The organism is Bacteriovorax sp. BAL6_X, from assembly GCF_000443995.1.
GTDB lineage: Bacteria > Bdellovibrionota > Bacteriovoracia > Bacteriovoracales > Bacteriovoracaceae > Halobacteriovorax_A.
Map to the genome: position 1 here is coordinate 1 of NZ_AUMC01000004.1, position 16,555 is coordinate 16,555.

The window sequence follows — 16,555 nt, forward strand, 5'->3', positions numbered from 1 at the left end:
TTAACTGTGAAGTATATATCCTTTCAAAAGACGAAGGTGGACGTCACACTCCAATCTTCAAAGGTTATAGACCACAGTTCTACTTCAGAACAACAGACGTAACAGGTGATATTACACTTGCAGACGGTGTTGAAATGGTAATGCCAGGTGACAACACTTCTTTCGCAGTAGAGCTAATTACTCCAATCGCGATGGAAAAAGGTCTTAAGTTCGCAATCCGTGAGGGTGGTAGAACAATCGGTGCTGGTACAGTATCTGAAATTCTTGACTAATATTTTAAATATTCAAGATATAAGGAAGGGGAGCACATGCTCCCCTTTTTTTATGCCTAAATTTTAAATAATTTTTTTAACAATCGAGCTCTGGAATACATGTCCCATTTTGTTGCCAGTAGCGGTATGTATCAGCAATATCTGACCAAGGTGTACCGTTAGTGTCTTTAGGTTTATGTGTCCAGAAATAATCTGCGTCACCAGTCCCACATTTATGAGTTAATTCGTGTAGGACGATCCCTTGACGACCTTCAATATCGTAATCCCAATAGCTTGGTGTAATGTAGACAGTTTTTCCAATAACAGCGTATGTGTAAGCGATCGCTCCACCGTATGGTTCAACACATTTATGTTTAGTCCAATATGTTCTTGCAAGAGAACACTTCATAACTACGATGGCCTTATTGATTTTCTTTTCAATATTGTTGTTCATGTATGGGTTTTGTTTTTTATACTGTCTAAGGTCTTTAATGATGCTTTTCATGTCCGCACGTGATTTTTGCGTGTCTTTGATAAGCATTTCTTTTTGATCTTCAGAGCACGTATTAGAAACGAAAATTGCTGCATTGGCATTAAGTGTAAGCATTAATAGTACTAAATACTTCATGTTGTTATTCTCTCCAATAAAATTAAATGTCGCTTTTGCGATTCGTTACACTACCTTTTGTTTGAACTCTGTTCAATATTATGGAAATATTTATAGTAATAAGAGATTGACGGGGAAGGCCTTTTTGGGTAACTTATCAATCCATAATCACTAAGGGTGTATAGCTCCAATTGGTAGAGCGGCTGATTCCAAATCAGTAGGTTTAAGGTTCGAATCCTTATGCGCCCGCCACTTTCCCAAATATTATTTATTTTGACTGCAAATTTGTCCTATTTTTGCGTTAGCTCTTGCCAAACCATGTTAATTAAGGGATATAATCTGTTACTTATACGTTTAATTTAGGTAAAAAAAGGATTTGAGATGTCCCTCATTAAGAGTGAAGACAGCAAGAAATGGATTAACGCTTTTGTTGCTGCCGTAAGTGCAATTTGTGGTTTTATTACTATTAGATTCCTCGAACAATTAAGTGAGTGGTTTGATCTTGAAGCAAAAGTTCCAAACTTCCCAATCACAGTACAAGTTGCTGGAATTGTGGTTGGTCTTATTGTTTTCTTGGTAATTGCTAAGAACAAAAATGCATCAACTTTACTAGAGGATGTTTATGCTGAACTTGTAAAAGTTGTATGGCCTAACAAAGATGACGTTTTAAAAACGACAATTGGTTTAGTGATCGCACTAAGCATTGTTAGTGGAATTTTCGTTTTAGTAGACTATTCATTCAGACAACTACTAAGCATTATTCTTTAATTTATACCTTTAATTAATTTAAGTGAGATAAAAATGGTTGATAATAACGAAACAGAAAAAGAACTAACTAATGAAGAAATGGCCGCAGAATCATCAGAGGGTGAAGCTACTGTTAATCCTAACTTTCGTTGGTACATTGCAAAGACTCTTACTGGTCAAGAGAACAAAGTTCAAAAAACTCTTCGTGAAAGAATTGTTAACTATAAGCTAACTGACTCTTTTGGTGAGATCGTAGTACCAGAAGAAAAAGTAACTTCTCACGCAGGTGGAAGAAAAAGAACTATTACTAAGAAGCTTTTCCCAGGTTACGTCTTAATTCATATGCTTATGAATGAGAATACTTGGCACTTAGTAAAAGACACTGACAAAATTACAGGATTTGTTGGCGGAACTGTTGACAAACCGGCCCCTTTATCAGATGAAGAGGCAGCATATATGACAGGTCAATCAACTGGTGGTTTCAAGAAGACACGTACAACTGTGGACTTCTCTGAAGGTGAAGAAGTTAAGGTTATCGAAGGACCTTTCGCTTCATTTATCGGTACAATTGAATCTGTAAATGAAAATGGAAAACTGAAAGTAAACGTTTCTATATTTGGTCGACCAACACCAGTAGAATTAGATGCTTCTCAGGTTGAAAAAAATTAATAACCGTTGGTAGAACTAAAGTTCGCAGGAGAAATTTATGGCTAAGAAAATCACAGGTTTCATTAAGCTACAAATTCCAGGTGGGAAAGCAAACCCATCACCACCAGTTGGGCCGGCACTAGGTCAAAAAGGTGTAAACATCATGGAATTCTGTAAAGCTTTTAATGCAAAGACACAAAAAGACGCAGGTGTAATGCTTCCAACAATCATTACAGTATACTCTGACCGTTCTTTTACATTTGTAACTAAGACACCTCCAGCTTCATACCTACTTAAAGATAAGCTTAAGCTTAAGAGAGGGGCACAGAAGCCAGGAACAGAAGTTGTAACAACAGTATCTAAGAAAATCATTGAAGAAATTGTTGAAGCGAAAAGACCAGACTTAACAGCAGCTACTCAAGAAGCAGCAGAAAGAATCATCGAAGGTTCATGTCGTTCAGCTGGTATCAAACTAGATTACTAAGAGGTGTTACAATGGCTAAGAAATCAAAAAAATATACAGAAGCACTTGCAAAAGTAGATACAACTAAGAATTACACAATTGATGAAGCGATTAACCTTGCTAAAGAAGTAAAATTCGCATCATTTGATGAAACTGTAGATCTTGCGTTCAGACTTGGTGTAGATCCAAGACACGCTGACCAAATGATCAGAGGTGCACTTGCACTTCCAGCTGGTACAGGTAAGTCAGTAAAAGTTTGTGTTATTACATCTGGTGACAACGTAGCTAAGGCTGAAGCAGCTGGTGCAGATTACGTTGGTGGTGACGATATCGTTGCTAAAATCGCAGGTGGATGGCTTGACTTTGATAGAGTTATCGCATCTCCAGACATGATGGGTAAACTTGGTCGTGTTGCAAGAATCCTAGGACCTAGAGGTCTAATGCCTAACCCAAAATTAGGAACAGTTACTCCTAATGTTGAAAATGCAGTTAAAGAGCAAAAAGCTGGTAAAGTTGAATACAGAACTGAAAAGAATGGTATCATCCACGTTCCAGTTGGTAAGTCATCTTTCTCAAATGAAGATTTAAGAAAGAATATCGACACAATGGTTACAGCAATCATTAAAGCTAAGCCTGTTTCTGCAAAAGGTACATACCTTAAGTCACTTACTTTAAGTACGACTATGGGGCCAGGACTTAAAATTGATACTTTAGAAGCTGCATCTATCGCAGCAAAATAATAAGGGGTTGATGATTGTCGGTGTAGCTGCTGAACAAGTTTGAAGCTACATAAAGCCTGCATGAAATCTCCCTCCAATAGTTTAGGAGGTAAACGATGTTAACTAGAGCAGAGAAAGACGTTATCATCGATGGTCTTAAAAAGAAGATCACTGATGCCAACGCTATCTTTCTAACAAACGTTATTGGACTACCATCTAATGACGCCACAGCTCTAAGAAAATCTGTCCGCGAAGCGGGTGGAGCACTAGTTGTTACTCGTAACACACTTTTTTCTAAGGCAGCGGCCGGAACAGATGCAGAAGAATTACTTTCTGGTCTTAAAGGTACGCAAGCTGTTGCTTTCGCATTTGACGAAGCACCAGCCGTTGCTAAGGCACTAAAAGAATGTGGAAAAACGTTTGAACTAGTAGAACTTAGAGGTGGTTTACTTGATGGTAAAGCACTTACAGCAGCAGAAGTAAAAGCAATTGCAGACCTACCATCTCGTGATGAGATGCTTGGTACTCTTCTTGCGACATTTAATGCACCGATCTCAGCATTTGCTAGAGTTCTTAATGCAATTAAAGAGCAGAAGGAAGCAGGCGTTGAAGCTGCGCCAGTTGCAGCTGAAGAATCTGCAGAGTAGTAATTAACAAAGTTAGAGTTAAAGTTATTTTAAATTTTTAGGAGTTATATATGTCTATTACAAATGATCAATTAATTGAAAAAATCTCAAACATGACTGTTCTTGAAGTAGCTGAGCTAGTTAAAGAACTTGAAGAAAAATTTGGTGTATCAGCTGCTCCTGTAGCTGTTGCTGGTGGAGCTGCTGCTGGTGGTGCTGCTGAAGAAAAAACTGAATTTGACGTTGTTCTTGCTGAAGCAGGTGCTAAGAAAATCAACGTTATTAAAGAAGTTAGAGGAATCACTGGTCTAGGTCTTAAGGAAGCAAAAGAAATGGTTGAAGGTGCTCCAAAGACTGTTAAAGAAGCAGTTTCTAAAGACGAAGCAGAAGAAATCAAGAAAAAACTTGAAGCTGCTGGTGCAAAGGTTGAGCTTAAGTAATTTAAGCCTCTTGCTCATCGCATAAAAAATTAAAAAATACAGGTGTGGAGATTTAGCGATCTTCACACCTTTTTTGCGTTTGTAAAAACCGAAAAAAAAAGTTATTAAGTAACTAAAAAATATACGTGCACGTTAAAACAATTAAAACCCGGGAGAACCATAATGACTGAGGTTTTTAGACCAAACGAGTGGTTTCGTAAGAACTTTGCCTCAACACCATCTGTGTTAGAGACACCTCCACTCATGCTTCTACAAAAGAAGTCCTATGATGATTTCCTTCAAAAGGACGTACCTCCTTCTCAAAGAGAAGAAATGGGATTACAGGCTGTTTTCAATTCTGTATTTCCAATCCACGACTTTAACAAAACTGTATCGTTAGAGTTTGTAAGCTACTCACTAGAACAACCTAAGTACACTGTAAAAGAGTGTCGTCAAAGAGGCCTATCGTATGAAGCGCCACTTAAGGTCGTTGTTCGTCTAGTATTCTATGATGTAGCTGTCGACAAAGATGGTAATGAACAAAGAACTGTTTCTTCAATCAAAGAACAGGAAGTTTACTTAGGAAACATTCCTCTGATGGCAGAGACTGGTTCTTTTGTATATAACGGAACTGAGAGAGTTATTGTTTCTCAGCTTCACAGATCTCCTGGTATCGTATTCGAACACGATGGTGGAAAGAAGCACTCAAGCGGTAAGCTTCTTTATTCTGCAAGAATTATTCCTCACAGAGGTTCTTGGCTAGATTTCGAATTCGATCACAAGAACATTCTATTTGCTAGAATTGATAGAAAGAGAAAGCTACACGCAACTGTTGTTCTTAAGGCTCTAGGTTACAGTACAGAAGAAATTCTTGATATGTTCTACCACATGGAAACAATCAAGTTTGCTAAAGATGGTGAGTTCGTAAGATCTCTAGACCTATCTTTAATGACTGGAACTCGTGCTACTAATGACGTACTTGATCCAAAGACTGGTAAGGCTATCGTTAGAAAAGGGAAGAAATTCTCTAAAGCTTCAATTAAAAGATTAACTGAAGCAGGTGTAACTGAAATTCCAGCTCAACTTGAAGAAGTTGTTGGTAAAGTTGCTGCTAAAGATATTTTTAATGAGTCAACTGGTGAAGTAATCTGTTTAGCTAATGAAGCACTTTCTGAAGCAAAGATTCAAGAGCTTGTTGCTGCTGGTGTAACTGAAGTTGAATGTCTTTATATTGACATGATTAACTTTGGTGATCAGATTAGAAACACTCTTCTACTAGATAAGACTGACACAAAAGAAGATGCGCTTCTTAAAATCTTCGAAAGATTAAGACCAGGTGAGCCACCTGCAGTTGAAGCTGCTGAAGTTCTTTTCCAAGGACTTTTCTTCGACGAAGAAAGATATGACCTATCTCGTGTTGGTCGTATGAAAATCAATTATAAGTTTAAGACAGATGTTCCAGTTGAGAACACTGTACTTACTAAAGAAGATATCAATACAACTATCCAGTACCTTGTTGAACTTAACAACGGTAAAGGTCGAGTTGATGATATTGACCACTTAGGTAACAGACGTGTTAGACCTGTAGGTGAACTACTTGAAAACCAATTTAGAGTTGGTCTAGTACGTATGGAAAGAGCGGTTAAAGAAAGAATGGCAATTCAAGAAATTGATACAATGATGCCATACGATCTTGTAAACCAAAAGCCAGTTGCTGCTGCCGTTAAGGAATTCTTTGGTTCATCACAACTTTCACAGTTCATGGATCAAACGAACCCACTTTCAGAAGTTACTCACAAGCGTCGTCTTTCAGCTCTTGGGCCAGGTGGTCTTACGAGAGAAAGAGCATCATTCGAAGTTCGTGACGTTCACGTTACTCACTACGGAAGAATGTGTCCGGTTGAGACTCCTGAAGGACCAAACATTGGTCTAATTACATCTCTTGCAACATTTGCAAAAGTTTCTGAATACGGTTTCATTGAAACTCCATACCTAACAATTGGTGAAGACCAAAAAATTGGTGATGTTGAGTATTTCACAGCTTTCCAAGAGGAAGGTAAAGTAATCGCTCAGATCGATGCAAATAATATCAAAGATGGACAACTTGTAGGTGAGCAGGTAGCTGCTCGTGCTTCTGGTGAATTCACACTTGTTGATGCTTCAGAAGTTAACCTAATGGACGTTTCTCCAACTCAGATGATCTCAGTTGCAACATCTCTTATTCCTTTCCTTGAGCACGATGATGCCAACCGTGCCCTGATGGGATCGAACATGATGAGACAGGCCGTGCCTGTTGTTAAAACTGAAGCTCCTATTGTTGGTACAGGTACAGAAAGAATCGTTGCTAGAGACTCTGGTGCGGTACTTGTAGCTAATGACAATGGACGCGTAATCTTTGTTGATTCAAACAGAATCGTTATCCAAAGAGATAATTTTAAAGATGGTGAATCTGGTGTTGATATTTACAAGCTTGTTAAATATCAAAGAACTAACCAGAACACTTGTAATAACCAAAAAGCTCTTGTTACTGAAGGTGACATTGTTAAGAAAGGTGACGTACTTGCTGACGGACCAGGTACTGACAATGGTGACTTAGCACTTGGGCAAAACCCACTTGTAGCATTCATGCCATGGGGTGGTTATAACTACGAAGACTCGATCCTGATCTCTGAAGATCTTCTTGCAAAAGACGTATTTACTTCAGTTCACATCGAAGCATTCGAAGTTGAAGCTCGTGATACTAAACTTGGTAAAGAAGAAATCACTCGCGATATTCCTAACGTTTCAGAAGAGTCTCTTAAAGACCTTGATGAAGCAGGTATCGTTAGAGTTGGTGCTATCATTAAGCCAGGTGATATCCTAGTTGGTAAGATTACACCTAAGGGTGAAACTCAACTTTCTCCAGAAGAAAAACTTCTTAAAGCTATCTTCGGTGATAAAGCCGGTGATGTAAAAGATACTTCACTAAGAGTTCCTTCATCTGTTTACGGTACAGTAATTGATGCAAGAGTTTACACTCGTGAAGGTGTTGAGCTTTGTGCAAGATCTAAGGACATTATCGAGCAAGAGACAACTCTTCTTAGAAGAGATGAAAGAATTGAAATTAAAGCAATCCAAACTTCTGCAATTCTTAAGATTGCAGATATGCTTAAAGGTGCAAAAGTTACTGACGTACTTGTTTCTGAAGATGGTTCAGCAGAACTACTTTCTAAAGGAACTGAGATTACGGGAGAAGTACTAGCATCAATTCCATTTGAGCTAATTGGTTATCTACCTCTACAAGCTGAACTTGAAGAAAAACTATCTGAGTACTTTGCAGACGTTAGAAACAAGATCAATAGAGTTAGAGCTAAGACAACTGATGAGATTGCAAAACTTCATAGAGGTGATGAACTTCCTCCAGGTGTAATCAAAAAGATTACTGTATACGTAGCGATTAAGCGTAAGCTTCAGCCAGGTGATAAGATGGCCGGTCGTCACGGTAACAAAGGGGTTATCTCAAACGTAGTTCCACGTGAAGATATGCCTTACCTAGTTGATGGTACACCTGTTGAAATCGTACTTAACCCACTAGGGGTACCTTCTCGTATGAACATCGGACAGCTACTTGAGCTTCACCTTGGATGGGCCGGACGTGGTCTTGGTGAAAAAATCAAGGTTATGCTTGAAGAGCAAATGAAAGTTCATGAGATTAAGGATTTCATTTACAAAATCTATAAGACACCAGAAGTTGAAGCTTGGTTAAAGTCTGCGGCAGATGATGTTGTTATGGCCCTTGCTAAGAAACTTACTAGCGGTGTTCGTTTCTCAACTAAAGTATTTGATGGTGCTTCAGAAGCAGATATCAGAGAAATGCTTGAGCTAGCAGATCTTGAATCAAATGGTAAAACAACACTATTTGATGGAAAGACGGGTGATGCTTTCGCTGAGGACGTTACTGTTGGTGTTATGTACATGCTTAAACTACACCACCTTGTAGACGAAAAGCTTCACGCACGTTCGACAGGTCCTTATTCACTTGTAACTCAGCAACCACTTGGTGGTAAGGCTCAGTTTGGTGGTCAGAGACTTGGGGAAATGGAAGTTTGGGCACTTGAGGCATACGGTGCAGCTTATACTCTTCAAGAGTTCTTAACTGTTAAGTCAGATGACGTTATCGGTAGAACGAGAATGTATGAGTCAATCGTTAAGGGTGAGCAAGTACTAGAACCAGGTCTTCCAGAGTCGTTCAACGTTCTAATCAGAGAGCTACAAGCACTTTGTCTAGATGTTAAACTTGAAGAAGACAGAATCGAAGAATCTATTCGTTAATTTATGGCAGGCTTAGTCCTGCCGTATATTAAGAGGGCATAAAAAAATGAAAGACCTTTTAAACTTTTTTGATAAGCCAAAAGATCCAGTAAGCGTTGAAGGTGTATCTATCAAGCTTGCATCTCCTGATACGATCAGGGAGTGGTCATTTGGTGAAGTAAAAAAACCAGAAACTATTAACTATAGAACTTATAAACCAGAAAGAGACGGTTTATTCTGTGCAAAGATTTTCGGACCAGTAAAAGATTACGAATGTATCTGTGGTAAGTATAAGAGAATGAAGCACAGAGGTGTTGTATGTGAGAAGTGTGGTGTTGAAGTTACACTTTCTAAAGTACGTCGTGAAAGATGTGGGCATATCGAATTAGCAACTCCTGTTGCTCATATTTGGTTCCTTCGTTCACTTCCATCAAGAATGGCAGCTCTTCTTAACCTTTCTCTTAAAGAACTAGAAAAAGTTCTTTATTACGAAGCGTATATCGTAACTGCTTCAGCAACTGATGGTGTTGAAGGTGGTCTTGATGTAGGTCGCGTAATTTCTGAGCAACAATATTGGGAACTAAAGGATCAAGGAATTGATTTCGAAGCTGGAATGGGTGGAGAAATAGTTCAAGAGCTTCTTTCAAAGCTTGATATTGATCTTGAAAATAAAAACCTAAGACGTGGTCTTGCTAACGCAACAACTGAAATGGCAAGAACTAAGTTTGTTAAGAGACTAAGAGTTGTTGAATCTCTTATGAAGTCTGAAAACAAGCCAGAGTGGTTTATGATGGATGTTATTCCTATTCTTCCACCTGACTTAAGACCTCTAGTTCCTCTAGAAGCTGGGCGTTTTGCAACTTCAGATCTTAACGATCTATACAGACGTGTCATCAACAGAAACAACCGTCTAAGAAGACTTAAAGAACTTAATGCTCCTGAAATCATCATCAGAAACGAAAAGAGAATGCTTCAAGAAGCAGTAGATGCTCTATTCGATAATGGTCGTCGTGGAAAGGTATTTACTGGTGCTAACAAGCGTCCACTTAGATCACTTTCAGATATGCTTAAAGGTAAGCAAGGTCGTTTCCGTCAAAACCTTCTTGGTAAGCGTGTTGACTACTCGGGACGTTCTGTAATCGTTGTTGGTCCAAGCTTAAGACTTCACCAGTGTGGTCTTCCAAAGCTAATGGCACTTGAGCTTTTCAAGCCATTTATTTACAACAAGTTAATTGAAAAAGGACACTGTACTACTATTAAAGTTGCTAAGCGTATGGTTGAGCAACAAAAAGAAGAAGTATGGAATATCCTAGAAGAAGTTGTACAAGAACACCCAGTACTTCTTAACCGTGCACCAACTCTTCACAGACTTGGTATCCAAGGTTTCGAACCTGTACTTATCGAAGGTAAGGCAATCCGTCTTCACCCTCTAGTTTGTACTGCATTCAACGCCGACTTCGACGGTGACCAGATGGCCGTTCACGTTCCTCTATCACTAGAAGCTCAAATTGAGTGTCGTGTTCTTGCAATGTCGACAAATAATATTCTTTCTCCAAAAGATGGTTCACCAATTATTACTCCATCTCAGGATATCGTACTTGGTCTTTACTACATGACTCGTGTTAGACCATATGCTCGTGGATACGGGAAAACTTTTTCTTCTAAGGAAGAAGCTCAGTTTGCTTACCACTCAGGTAACCTACACCTACAAGCACCAATTAAAGTACGTATTGGTGGAGAAGTTTACGAAACAACTGTTGGACGTACATTTGTATTTGATATCGTTCCAACTTGTTTAAATTTCGAAGACGTAAACATCATTCTTGGTAAGAAAGAACTAGTTAAGCTTCTTGACCTTGCTTATAGAAGAGGATCTGAAAAGGATACTGTTCTTCTTGCTGATGGTCTTATGCAACTTGGTTATAGTAATGCTACAAAAGCTGGTATTTCTATTAACGTTGTTGATATGGAAATCCCTTCAGAAAAAGAAGGAATCCTTAAAGAAGCTCATGATGAAGTTCATGGGATTACTGAAGAGTATAACGAAGGTTCGATCACTAATGGTGAGAGATATAACAAGGTTGTTGATGTTTGGTCTCAAACAACTGAAAAACTTGTTAAGGTTATGCTTGAGAAGATTTCAACTGATGAATTTACTTCAGATAAAGATGGTGAAGAGCCAATTTACGCTCCTTCATTCAACGCTCTTTATATGATGGCAAACTCAGGTGCAAGGGGTTCTGCTCAGCAGATGAGACAGCTTGCTGCCATGAGGGGTCTAATGGCCAAGCCATCTGGTGAAATTATTGAAACGCCAATTACTTCAAACTTCCGTGAAGGTCTATCGGCACTACAATACTTCACGTCTACACACGGTGCACGTAAAGGTCTAGCCGATACTGCCCTTAAGACAGCTAACTCTGGTTACCTTACAAGACGTCTGGTAGACGTTGCTCAAGATGGTATTATCAGAAATGAAGATTGTGGAACAACTGATGGAATTACACTAACTTCTCGTATTGAGTCAGGTGAGGTTGTTGAGCACGTTGCTTCTAGAGCAATGGGGCGTGTAACAGCAGCTCCAGTTATCTCTGCAGAAGGTAATGAAGTTCTTCCAACAGGTCACCTACTAACTGAAAAAGACCTAGTGTTACTAGAAGAGAAAGAAGTTGACCAAATCAAAGTTAGATCTGTTCTTACTTGTAACGAAAGACATGGTTTCTGTGCGGCCTGTTTCGGACGTGACCTTGCAAGAGGTACAATGGTTTCTGTTGGTGAAGCAGTTGGTGTTATCGCTGCTCAGTCAATTGGTGAGCCTGGTACACAGCTTACAATGCGTACATTCCACGTTGGTGGTACAGCAACAGCTGGTGCACAAGTAAATAAAACAACAGTTCGTACTTCTGGTAAGGTTGTCTATAACAATGTTGTAACTGTTGAAACTCCAACTGGTCTTCTTGTTATGAATAAGACTGGTGAGCTTATCATTAAAGATGCTCGTGGTGTTGAAAAAGAAAAATATCCAGCAATCTACGGATCAAAACTTCACTTTACTGAAGGTAGCGAAGTAAACGTAGGGGACACTCTGATTGAGTGGGACCCGTTTGCGATTCCACTTCTTACTGAAGTTGCTGGTACAGTTAAATTTGAAGACCTTGTAGTTGGTGCAACTCTTGCTGAGCAAACTGACTCGGTAACAGGTCTTACTCAAAGAACTGTAACTGAAACTAAAGATCCTTCACTTCAACCAAGAATGACAATTCTTGATGCTGATGGAAACCCTATTATTGTTCCTGGAACAAACCGTCAAGCTTCATACAGACTTCAAGTTGGTGCGACACTAACTGTTACTGAAGGTGATGAAGTTGAAGTTGGTAGCGTACTATCTAAAGTTTCTCGTGAAACTACGAAAACAAAAGATATTACAGGGGGTCTTCCAAGAGTTGCTGAGCTTTTCGAAGCAAGAAAACCAGCTCAAGCATCTCAGATTGCTGATGTAACTGGTACAATCGAATTTGGTGCTGAAGTTAGAGGTTCTAGAAGAATTCTAATTAGACCTGAAGATGGATCTGATCCAGTCGTTTACACAATTCCTAAGGGACGTTATGTAACTGTAAACGAAGGTGACTATATCCGTTCAGGTGAAGCTATTATGGATGGGCCAGCTAACCCACACGATATCCTAAGAGTACTTGGTATTAAAGAACTTGCAGGTTACATCGTTGATGAGATTCAAGCTGTATACCGTCTACAAGGTGTAGATATCGATGATAAGCACATTGAGGTAATTGTATCTCAAATGCTGAAGAAGGTTGAAGTAACTGATCCAGGTGACTCGACATTTGTTGTTGGTGACTCTGTAACTAAAGCAGAACTACTTACAACTAATGAGCAGCTAGTTGCTGATGGATATGAGCCAGCTCAAGCAAGACCAGTTTTACTTGGTATTACTAAGGCTGCTCTATCGACTGATTCATTCTTATCAGCTGCATCTTTCCAAGAGACAACTAAAATCTTAACTCAGGCATCGCTTGAAGGTAAAAAAGATTTATTACGTGGTCTTAAGGAAAACGTACTTATGGGTCGTCTGATTCCTGCTGGATCAGGTATCTCTAAGTATCGTGATTACGAAGCATTTGTTGAAGAAGATGATTCTCTAGAAGAAACTTCTACACTTATGCTATAAAAACTTGCTTAATTGAGGGGTGGTGTGTTACACCATCCCTCTATAGTTTATTATGGGCTGAAAAGCCTATTTTTATTGTGGAAATATTGTTGTAGTTAAGGAGCGGAAATGCCTACGATTAACCAATTAATTAGAAAAGGTAGAACTGATAAAGTTGAAAAAACTAAGTCACCTGCCTTAAAAGCGTGTCCTCAAAGACGCGGTGTATGTACAAGAGTATATACAACTACTCCTAAGAAACCAAACTCAGCGATGAGAAAGGTTTGTAGAGTAAAACTAACAAGTGGATTTGAAGTTACTTCATACATTGGTGGTGAAGGACACAATCTACAAGAACACTCGATCGTTATGATTCGTGGTGGTAGAGTAAAAGACCTTCCAGGGGTTCGTTATCACACTATTAGAGGTACACTAGATTGCCAAGGTGTTGATAAAAGAGGACAGAGAAGATCTAAGTACGGTTGTAAGAGACCAAAGAAATAATTTTTAGTTAACTAATTGTGACACCGATTGCGTCATGGCATGAGGTGAGTAATCGATCAGTTTTAGCTGTTTCCGGTGAAGGAGAAAAAATATGAGTAGAAAACATAGAGCACAGACGAGAGAAGTACTTCCAGATCCGATCTTTCAAGACGTTGTAGTTGCTAAGTGTGTAAACGCACTTATGAAAGACGGAAAGAAATCTGTTGCTGAAAAAATCTTTTATGGTGCACTTCAAAGAGTTGAATCAAAGACTGGTGAAGAGCCATTAAAGGTATTTAAAAAGGCCCTTTCTAACATTAAGCCAGCGGTTGAGGTTAAGTCTCGTCGTATTGGTGGTGCAACTTACCAAATTCCAGTTGAAGTTAGAAATAACAGAAGACAATCACTAGCTCTAAGATGGTTGAGAGACTATGCTAGAAATCGTGGTGGAAGAACTATGGTTGAGAAACTATCTGATGAGATCATCGATGCTTCTCAAGGTAGAGGTGGCGCTGTTAAGAAGCGTGAAGACACTTACAAAATGGCCGAAGCTAACAAAGCTTTTGCACACCTTAAGTGGTAGTTCGAAAATAAGCAATAAAGTCCATAATATACTAATAAAAGGCTCCCTACGGGAGCCTTTCTTTTTATAAGACCTTTTAGTCATTAAGGTTTTATTTCTATCTAAAATTCCATATTTATGTTAATTATATGTCTGCAAAATTTAATTTTTAAGGACTTTGTATGAGTTTAGAAAATATTCGTAATATCGGAATTATGGCGCATATTGATGCGGGTAAAACGACGACAACTGAACGTATTCTCTACTACACGGGAAAAAGCCACAAGATTGGTGAGGTTCACGATGGTGCTGCAACTATGGACTGGATGGTTCAAGAGCAAGAGCGTGGGATTACAATTACTTCAGCTGCGACAACTTGCACTTGGAATAAAGCGAATATTAATATCATTGATACTCCAGGCCACGTTGACTTCACTATTGAGGTTGAGAGGGCGTTAAGGGTTTTAGATGGAGCTGTTGGTGTATTCGATGCTGTGGCCGGTGTAGAGCCTCAATCTGAGACTGTGTGGGGACAGGCAGATAAGTACAAAGTGCCAAGGATTGCATTTGTTAATAAAATGGATAGAGTTGGGGCCGATTTTCAAATGTGCCTCGATGAAATAAGAGAGAAGTTAGGTAAGACAGCAGCGGCGATTCAGCTTCCAATTGGAGCTGAAGATGTATTTAAAGGCATGGTTGATGTCGTTAGAATGAAGGCTCTTCTTTTCAAAGATGAGGACCTTGGTTCAACAGTAGTTGTTGAAGATATTCCGGAAGATCTTCAAGACGAAGCTCAAATGGCAAGAGAAGAGTTAATTGAGACTCTGGCTGATTATGATGACCAATTAGCTGAGGACTACCTGTCTGGTGAAGAGATTACTAATGAAAGACTCATCACCGCTATTAGAGATGCAGTTATTAATCATGAGTTTGTAGCTGTTCTTTGTGGATCAGCATTTAAAAATAAAGGTGTACAACCATTGCTCGATGCAGTTTGTGACTACCTTCCTTCACCTATTGATCGTGGTGAAGTTAAAGGTGTTAATGGTAAAAATCACGATAAAGAAGAAGTTAGAAAGCCTGATACTGAGGATGCATTTTCTGGAATTGCTTTCAAGATTGCTACTGATCCGTTCGTGGGTTCATTAACATTTTTTAGAATTTATTCTGGTACAATTAAGTCTGGAGCTCAGGTTTATAATCCTCACAAAGGTAAGCGTGAAAGAATAAATAAGATTCTACAAATGCACGCAGATAAGAGAACAGAATTACAAGAAGCAAAGGCTGGAGATATTATTGCAATTTCTGGTTTAAAAGAAACAGTTACAGGTGAAACTCTATGTGCTGAAAACCGTACAATCATTTTTGATTTAATGGATTTTCCTGAATCTGTTATTTCTGTTGCGATTGAGCCAAAAACAACAAATGATGAAAAGAAGCTAATGAATTCATTAAATCAGCTTAAGCTTGAGGATCCATCATTCTCGTACCAACATAATAAAGAAACTGGTCAACTTTTAATCTTTGGAATGGGCGAGCTTCACCTAGAAATTATTTGTGATCGTCTTGAGCGTGAGTTTAAAGTTGGTATTCGTGTGGGTGATCCACAAGTATCATACCGTGAAAGTATCACTAGTACTGCTAAAGAGACGGATACTTTCCACCGCGAACAAGCTGGAAAGATGGTGTTTGGTAATGCCGTTATTGAAGTTGAACAAGCAGACTCGCAAGCTGGCGTTTTATTTGAGACAAAATTAACTAAAAGAGATTTACCACAAGAATTTATTGATGCTATAGAAAAAAGTATTAAAGATACTTCAATGGGAGGCGCTTTGGCCGGTTACCCATTTATTAATATTAAGGCTAGACTAGTGGCCGCAGAACTTAATGAAGAAGAAGGATCTGAAGTGGCTTATGCAATTGCTGCCTCTAATGCTTTTAGGTCCGCATGCCGAAAAGCAGGTTTATCTTTATTAGAGCCAAAAATGAGCCTTGAAATTGTAACTCCGTCTGACTACACAGGTGATATTATTTCAGACATTAATATGAAACGTGGAAAGATCCATTCAATGGGTGTTAAGCAAGATAAAGAAGTTATCGATGCTGAAGTTCCACTATCGGAAATGTTTGGATACTCAACGGATATACGTTCAAAATCACAAGGTCGTGCAAGTTTCACGATGAATTTTGACCGTTACGAAGAGATTCCAATGAATATGGCCAAAGAAATACTTGAAAAACGAGGAATATACATCTAAAACGTTTTAGATTTTTTTAAACTACTAAACTATGTAATAAAACAGGAGTAAGAAATGGCAAAAGAATCTTTTGACAGAAGTAAGCCCCACGTAAACATTGGTACGATCGGGCACGTTGACCACGGTAAGACAACTCTTACAGCGGCAATTTCAATCACATTAGCTAACGCACTTGGTGGTGACGTAAGAAAATTCGACGAAATCGATTCAGCACCAGAAGAGAAAGCTAGAGGTATTACAATCAATACTTCACACATTGAATATGAAACAGAAACTCGCCACTACGCGCACGTAGACTGTCCAGGTCACGCTGACTA

Annotated in this window: 13 protein-coding genes, 1 tRNA gene and 1 pseudogene; 14 read left to right on the forward strand and 1 reads right to left on the reverse strand. The window is 38.9% G+C overall.

Annotated elements, in window-relative coordinates:
* Positions 1–272: pseudogene (tuf, locus tag M902_RS04320) on the forward strand (elongation factor Tu); the annotation flags it as partial.
* Between the two features lie 76 nt (positions 273–348).
* On the opposite strand, the gene M902_RS04325 reads toward tuf, so the two are convergent.
* Positions 349–879 carry a M35 family metallo-endopeptidase gene (locus M902_RS04325; protein WP_021266539.1) on the reverse strand — a complete coding sequence of 177 codons (531 nt, stop codon included), beginning with the start codon at positions 877–879 and terminating at the stop codon, positions 349–351.
* Positions 880–1,033: 154 nt separating this feature from the next.
* Between M902_RS04325 and M902_RS04330 the strand changes: the two genes are divergently transcribed.
* The 13 genes from M902_RS04330 to M902_RS04390 all read left to right on the forward strand — a co-directional run.
* A tRNA-Trp gene (locus tag M902_RS04330) sits at positions 1,034–1,110 on the forward strand.
* A 129-nt stretch (positions 1,111–1,239) separates the two neighbouring features.
* A complete protein-coding gene (gene secE / locus M902_RS04335) occupies positions 1,240–1,626 on the forward strand; it encodes a preprotein translocase subunit SecE (protein WP_021266537.1) in 387 nt (128 codons plus the stop codon).
* 33 nt (positions 1,627–1,659) lie between these two features.
* On the forward strand, positions 1,660–2,274 hold the full coding sequence (nusG, locus tag M902_RS04340) for a transcription termination/antitermination protein NusG (RefSeq protein WP_021266543.1): 615 nt from the start codon (positions 1,660–1,662) through the stop codon (positions 2,272–2,274).
* A 37-nt stretch (positions 2,275–2,311) separates the two neighbouring features.
* Positions 2,312–2,737: a 50S ribosomal protein L11 gene (gene rplK, locus M902_RS04345; protein ID WP_021266533.1), complete on the forward strand. Its 426-nt coding sequence runs from the start codon at positions 2,312–2,314 to the stop codon at positions 2,735–2,737.
* Between the two features lie 11 nt (positions 2,738–2,748).
* On the forward strand, positions 2,749–3,456 hold the full coding sequence (rplA, locus tag M902_RS04350; protein ID WP_021266545.1) for a 50S ribosomal protein L1: 708 nt from the start codon (positions 2,749–2,751) through the stop codon (positions 3,454–3,456).
* A gap of 95 nt (positions 3,457–3,551) precedes the next feature.
* A complete protein-coding gene (gene rplJ, locus M902_RS04355) occupies positions 3,552–4,082 on the forward strand; it encodes a 50S ribosomal protein L10 (RefSeq protein ID WP_021266540.1) in 531 nt (176 codons plus the stop codon).
* A 50-nt stretch (positions 4,083–4,132) separates the two neighbouring features.
* On the forward strand, positions 4,133–4,501 hold the full coding sequence (gene rplL, locus M902_RS04360) for a 50S ribosomal protein L7/L12 (protein ID WP_021266534.1): 369 nt from the start codon (positions 4,133–4,135) through the stop codon (positions 4,499–4,501).
* Between the two features lie 162 nt (positions 4,502–4,663).
* Positions 4,664–8,791 carry a DNA-directed RNA polymerase subunit beta gene (gene rpoB / locus M902_RS04365; protein WP_021266536.1) on the forward strand — a complete coding sequence of 1,376 codons (4,128 nt, stop codon included), beginning with the start codon at positions 4,664–4,666 and terminating at the stop codon, positions 8,789–8,791.
* 46 nt (positions 8,792–8,837) lie between these two features.
* Positions 8,838–12,956 (forward strand): DNA-directed RNA polymerase subunit beta', encoded by a 4,119-nt coding sequence (gene rpoC / locus M902_RS04370; RefSeq protein ID WP_021266541.1) that lies wholly within the window; start codon positions 8,838–8,840, stop codon positions 12,954–12,956.
* 108 nt (positions 12,957–13,064) lie between these two features.
* Positions 13,065–13,439 (forward strand): 30S ribosomal protein S12, encoded by a 375-nt coding sequence (rpsL, locus tag M902_RS04375; protein WP_021266546.1) that lies wholly within the window; start codon positions 13,065–13,067, stop codon positions 13,437–13,439.
* A 91-nt stretch (positions 13,440–13,530) separates the two neighbouring features.
* On the forward strand, positions 13,531–14,001 hold the full coding sequence (gene rpsG / locus M902_RS04380) for a 30S ribosomal protein S7 (protein WP_021266544.1): 471 nt from the start codon (positions 13,531–13,533) through the stop codon (positions 13,999–14,001).
* A gap of 161 nt (positions 14,002–14,162) precedes the next feature.
* Positions 14,163–16,238 (forward strand): elongation factor G, encoded by a 2,076-nt coding sequence (fusA, locus tag M902_RS04385; protein WP_021266538.1) that lies wholly within the window; start codon positions 14,163–14,165, stop codon positions 16,236–16,238.
* A gap of 54 nt (positions 16,239–16,292) precedes the next feature.
* Positions 16,293–16,555: GTP-binding protein (locus M902_RS04390; protein WP_021266542.1), on the forward strand; the 263-nt coding region annotated here is incomplete at its 3' end.

Excerpts from the sequence above, each read along its gene's own strand:
- secE (WP_021266537.1), top strand. The coding sequence starts at position 1,240 with ATGTCCCTCATTAAGAGTGAAGACAGCAAGAAATGGATTAACGCTTTT.
- M902_RS04325 (WP_021266539.1), bottom strand. The coding sequence starts at position 879 with ATGAAGTATTTAGTACTATTAATGCTTACACTTAATGCCAATGCAGCA.
- rplK (WP_021266533.1), top strand. The coding sequence starts at position 2,312 with ATGGCTAAGAAAATCACAGGTTTCATTAAGCTACAAATTCCAGGTGGG.
- rpsG (WP_021266544.1), top strand. The coding sequence starts at position 13,531 with ATGAGTAGAAAACATAGAGCACAGACGAGAGAAGTACTTCCAGATCCG.
- rplJ (WP_021266540.1), top strand. The coding sequence starts at position 3,552 with ATGTTAACTAGAGCAGAGAAAGACGTTATCATCGATGGTCTTAAAAAG.
- rplL (WP_021266534.1), top strand. The coding sequence starts at position 4,133 with ATGTCTATTACAAATGATCAATTAATTGAAAAAATCTCAAACATGACT.
- fusA (WP_021266538.1), top strand. The coding sequence starts at position 14,163 with ATGAGTTTAGAAAATATTCGTAATATCGGAATTATGGCGCATATTGAT.
- rpoC (WP_021266541.1), top strand. The coding sequence starts at position 8,838 with ATGAAAGACCTTTTAAACTTTTTTGATAAGCCAAAAGATCCAGTAAGC.
- rpoB (WP_021266536.1), top strand. The coding sequence starts at position 4,664 with ATGACTGAGGTTTTTAGACCAAACGAGTGGTTTCGTAAGAACTTTGCC.
- nusG (WP_021266543.1), top strand. The coding sequence starts at position 1,660 with ATGGTTGATAATAACGAAACAGAAAAAGAACTAACTAATGAAGAAATG.
- rpsL (WP_021266546.1), top strand. The coding sequence starts at position 13,065 with ATGCCTACGATTAACCAATTAATTAGAAAAGGTAGAACTGATAAAGTT.
- rplA (WP_021266545.1), top strand. The coding sequence starts at position 2,749 with ATGGCTAAGAAATCAAAAAAATATACAGAAGCACTTGCAAAAGTAGAT.